The 4,661-nt window shown below is 42.5% G+C and carries 6 protein-coding genes; all 6 read right to left on the bottom strand.

All coding sequences use genetic code 11. The features are described 5' to 3' along the window. Positions 1 to 140: 140 nt before the first annotated feature. Positions 141 to 1,091, bottom strand: a complete 951-nt coding sequence (locus Q0668_RS23155) for a DUF1559 domain-containing protein (RefSeq protein ID WP_298868914.1) — start codon at positions 1,089 to 1,091, stop codon at positions 141 to 143. A gap of 68 nt (positions 1,092 to 1,159) precedes the next feature. Continuing rightward, positions 1,160 to 2,083, bottom strand: coding sequence for a DUF1559 domain-containing protein (locus tag Q0668_RS23160; RefSeq protein ID WP_298868915.1), 924 nt, complete (start codon positions 2,081 to 2,083; stop codon positions 1,160 to 1,162). Positions 2,084 to 2,125: 42 nt separating this feature from the next. Then, positions 2,126 to 2,584 carry a hypothetical protein gene (locus tag Q0668_RS23165; RefSeq protein WP_298868916.1) on the bottom strand — a complete coding sequence of 153 codons (459 nt, stop codon included), beginning with the start codon at positions 2,582 to 2,584 and terminating at the stop codon, positions 2,126 to 2,128. 6 nt (positions 2,585 to 2,590) lie between these two features. Further along, on the bottom strand, positions 2,591 to 3,160 hold the full coding sequence (locus Q0668_RS23170; protein WP_298868917.1) for a type II secretion system protein J: 570 nt from the start codon (positions 3,158 to 3,160) through the stop codon (positions 2,591 to 2,593). Then, a complete protein-coding gene (locus Q0668_RS23175; RefSeq protein ID WP_298868918.1) occupies positions 3,147 to 3,605 on the bottom strand; it encodes a hypothetical protein in 459 nt (152 codons plus the stop codon). Before Q0668_RS23175 ends, Q0668_RS23170 begins: the two co-directional genes overlap by 14 nt. Positions 3,606 to 3,616: 11 nt before the next feature. After that, positions 3,617 to 4,661 (bottom strand): type II secretion system F family protein (locus Q0668_RS23180; RefSeq protein WP_298868919.1); only part of this gene is annotated, 1,045 nt, incomplete at its 5' end.

Raw genomic sequence — 4,661 nt, forward strand, 5'->3', positions numbered from 1 at the left:
CCACCGGTCGGTCATTGAATCCCCAGCGGATTTCATGAATTTCAATCGCTGCCACGATTTGAGGACACACAAAGAACATCACGGAGAAATAGAGGAGAGCCCACTTGAATCCCGAATTTGACAGATTCATCCTAAAAATGCTAATACTCCCCAATCAGATTGCTGTCATGACGATTAGCGAGATTTTGCAGAATGTGAAAATCTGTTTTTTGACTGATATAACGGACTGAACCATCACCCAGACAAAAATGAGCCCCATCTGTATGAGAACTTGAAAATCCTCCAACCTGTAGTAATTGCTTTCGTTGTTCAGGCGTGAGTTTTTCATTATCGAGAGCTGTTTTTTCAGATGAAGAATCGAGGCCATCAAACAGATCGTCAGTGTCGTTTTCGAAACGAAATTGATTATTGAAGTTAAACCTTTGTCCCTGATTGAATGCAGCTCGATTTGGGGACACGTTATTGATTTTTGTTCCCATATTTCGAAGTGTAGATGACGTTCCTGAGGTCCAACTCAGGAACCCGCCGTCGTTCGATTCACCTACAAAAATTGTGTACGAACGACCGTCTTTCAGATCTTTTTCACGAATACTGCTGTTTAAAAATAAAATGCCATTGTTGTTGACGTCAATCGGAACTTCAGTATCGTTATGGCAGCCTACATAACTAGCTCCTCCGCGAGGATTGGAGGGGCATTGAAAACAAGTTAGGAAATAGTTCGCAGTGTTCATATTAATGGGAGCATAAGCACCATACTTGAAATTATAGCTGAGATACGCGGCTCTTTCGCCTAAAAACGGGAGAATCTGAATGACCCAGCTCACATGGTAGCCTTTGGGCTGGTTGAGGATCGGCCCTTGCGTATTAACGGTACCCGGAGGCAGAACCATGTGGGCCATTTGGTAGTTTTGGAGTGCCACGCCAATCTGTGCCAGATTATTCTTACATGTAGTGCGCCGAGCTGCCTCGCGAGCCTGCTGAACCGCGGGAAGTAAGAGTGCTATCAAAATAGCGATGACTCCTATGACGGTCAGTAACTCAATCAGCACAAATCCGAATTGATGTCGTTGATTACGATGCCGAATATACATGAAATCGCTTGCTTCTAATGTAGGAAGTATGGTTTTTGAGATACGTGGAAATTAATTTGAAAGCGATATTAAAAATCACCAATGAGCTGACCATCATGGCGATTTGCAAGGGCCTGATAGGTGATGACGTTTATGTTTTCGCTCAAAAAACGAACCGCACCGTCACCAATTCCGAAATGGGCACCACCTGTATGATAGCTGGAAAATCCACCCACTTTTAGAAGTTGGGGATCACTGTTTGATGTTTCAGATTCTTTTTTCGGGTCTGCAGAATCAGCATCAGAGGTTTCTGGAGGGAATCGTTGTTCAAACGCAGTTTGGCCCGGAAAAATCGCTGAAATATTTGAATTAATACTGGTTCCGGCATTTTTCAAAGTCGACCGAGTCCCTGAAACCCAACCGAGTTCATTTCCTTCTCTGATCTCACCCAGAAAAATAGTTTTGGAACTTCCATCGAGAATTTCATCATAACGCACACTGCTGTTCAAAAATAAAACGCCATTATTATCTACATCAATGGGAGCCGATATATCATGATGCATGCCGGCGAAACTATGTCCTCGATTAGGGTTGGAAGGACATTGCAAAGTCGCTATACGATAATTGGCAACTTCTTTATTAACAGGATCATAGACGCCTTTGTTAAAGTCAAATTTATTGAAAGCAACTCTCTCATCTAAATAGGGGAGAATCTGTAAAAGCCAACTGACATGGTAACCTTTTGCTTCATTACGTATGGGCCCTGTTGGATTTACAGTACCAGAAGGAAATACGTTATGAGCCATTTCATAATTTTGGAGTGCCACGCCAACCTGCATCAGGTTGTTTTTACAAGACGAACGTCGCGCTGCTTCACGAGCCTGCTGAACCGCGGGCAAGAGCAAGGCAATTAAAATCGCAATGATGGCAATCGTGACTAGTAATTCTATCAGTGTAAACCCTCGACGGGAGCACTGTTTGATTTCGTTCGACTGTCTAATGAGATGCGGCATGATAATTCCTTCGATTTAATATCATTCTTTGAAGAAGGACGATTAGTTGTTAGAGGAGCTGTCTTGTAATTCAAAAGGCCATTCACGGATGACTCGCACTCGTTCTACTACATTTGCCGGATAACTTGCCAAAGTACGAATTGTAAGGGACTTGCTGTTTGAGTTTGTACGAACAATTTCAATGATCACTTCTCCCGGAAACGTTCCACCAATTTCCGCTGGGTGAACCTTCCAGGTTTCCCCGGTATAGTTCTGCTGGTGACTCAGCTTTTCAGCTGCCCGTTGGGCTGCCGCATCTGCCAGCCAATTGGCTTGTAGATGGTGTTGCCCTTTTTTAAGTTGCTTGAGTTCTATGGATGTTTGTTGTAGAAGATCCCCAACGATTGCCAACGCGAGTATCAGGCAGACCATAGGGATCAGAACAACGCTTCCACTGCGTTTGGTTTTACTATTCTGCCGCTTTTTAATCGATCTCAGTTTCCGTATTTTATATTTCATCATGCAATGTTACTTTTTTTGTGTAATTCGACTTTGAATCGAGAGTTTCCGGTTAACAAAAGACTCGACTTTGAAAATTTTTTCAGGCTGTTTGACGGTTTGGTTTTCATGTTTTAATTCAGGAAGAATTTTAAATGTCATGGATACCATGAGGCGTTGATTGAGTTTCTCTAATGCAAATCGAACAGAATCTACAGGAATAAGAAATTCATTTCGCGCGATGATTTTATCTCCTTGCATTTTCAGGCGAAGAATAGCGTTTCCTTTTTTAGTACCTGAATAAATAATGAAACTTCCTGATTCCAGTTCGAGTCGCAGTACGTTGGGTCTGTTTTTGTCTGGCGCATTGATCACCGCCTTCTGAGCAATTCCTGCGTCCTCGCGAAATTGTTGAGATAATTTCTGTAGATTTAATGTCTCTTGAATCCGGGCAGTGCCCTTCATCTCTACTCTCATCAGAAAAGCCAGAGTCGTGATACCGACAGTAAAGAGGACTGACAGAAGCGAAATGACCACCATGAGTTCAATTAAAGTAACCCCTCTGGGGATTCTGGATTGATGGATTTTACTTTGATTCATGGCTACTCCTCTCTCGATGAAACCAGAGGGAAAGTAGTAAGGGGTCCACCCGTTCGCCATAAGGGTTTTTCCAGGAAATCTGGATTCGCACTTGGCGTTTTGTTGGCTCTTTTTCATTTTGAATGAGAGTCACGGATAATTGAGGCTCTTTCAAATTTAATTGCTTGAGCATCCCTGATTGATACTGTGCGAGTCTATCAGGGGTCAGGCTGTGCCATGAATTTTCAGCAGCGATTCGTTCGCCCAGGTTGGCCACTTCCATTGTTGCCAATAGTCGTTGATCGATCGATTTTCTTTGTAGATTTATAACCCTCAATGCGGGAATGGCAATCGAGACTGTCGCGCTGATCAGAATCATTGAGACAAAAGCTTCCAGAATCGAAAAGCCTTTTCGGGTTCTCAATGATGAGCATTGTAACTGATTGTTTCGACGGAAAATTTTCATTTACATTGAACTCACGAAAGATCATTTAACATCTGAATGAGTGGCATGAATAAGGCGATTACAAAAAAGCCAACTACCAACCCCAGCAAACTGATCAATATTGGTTTAGAAAGCTCCATAAAAAATCTTAGTTTTCTTGCTCTACGTAATTCGATGGTGTCAGCTAAAGTTCTCAATAGATAGGGAAGATTTCCCATTTTCTCGCCTGCAATGCACAAGGCAGCTTCTGCATTCGTAATTACTTTATTCTGACAAAGTGCTTCCCAGGCGTTTTCACCTTGATTGATTTGTGTATTGACAGAGTGCGCTCGTTGTCTCACATCTGCCCAGAGATGAAATTTAGAAACAGATTCCAGTGCAACCTGAGGTGAGTCCTGGACTGAGATCGACTGAGCAATTTGCCTGAGACAGTGTGGAGTGTTTAGCCGCGGGAACCATCCTGTAATAAAAGGAATGCGGAGATTATACCACCCATAGTAATTTCCAAAATAGAGTACGGCTAATGTGATGAGTGGAATGGAGAATAACGGCAAGAATAAATAAAAGTAGTAGAGAATAAAGTCGCTTACATCAATAAGGGTCAGTGTCATTGGCGGAAGTTCGACCCCAAAGTCCAGAAAGATCTTTTTAAATTTTGGAATAATCCAATACATAATGAAGCTGGCGATTAAGCATTGAATTGTGACAACAATAGTTAGATAAAGAATGAGACTTGTGGTATTTGCTCTGTCAGAGAGTATCTTCAGTTTTTTTGTTGTCTGGACTGCGGCATCGCGTAGAGCGATTCCCAGGCTGTTGCTCTTTTCTCCAATTTGCACTGCCACGATTACAGATTGTGACACCAGCCCTGGAATGGATGACAATGCTTCTGTAAGCGAGTAACCAGAATGCAGTAAACTGCTGAACTGTTGGATTTTATCTCGATACTTGCCAGACAATGTATAGGAATATGTGTCGAGTTCCGTGGCGAGAGGGATATTTTTTTCGACGCAGACTGCCAGTAACCAAAGTAATTCCGATTCGTTTCCCCATTTGTTTACAAAGCTGATATTGAGA

Source organism: uncultured Gimesia sp., assembly GCF_937910335.1.
In the GTDB taxonomy this organism is placed as follows: domain Bacteria; phylum Planctomycetota; class Planctomycetia; order Planctomycetales; family Planctomycetaceae; genus Gimesia.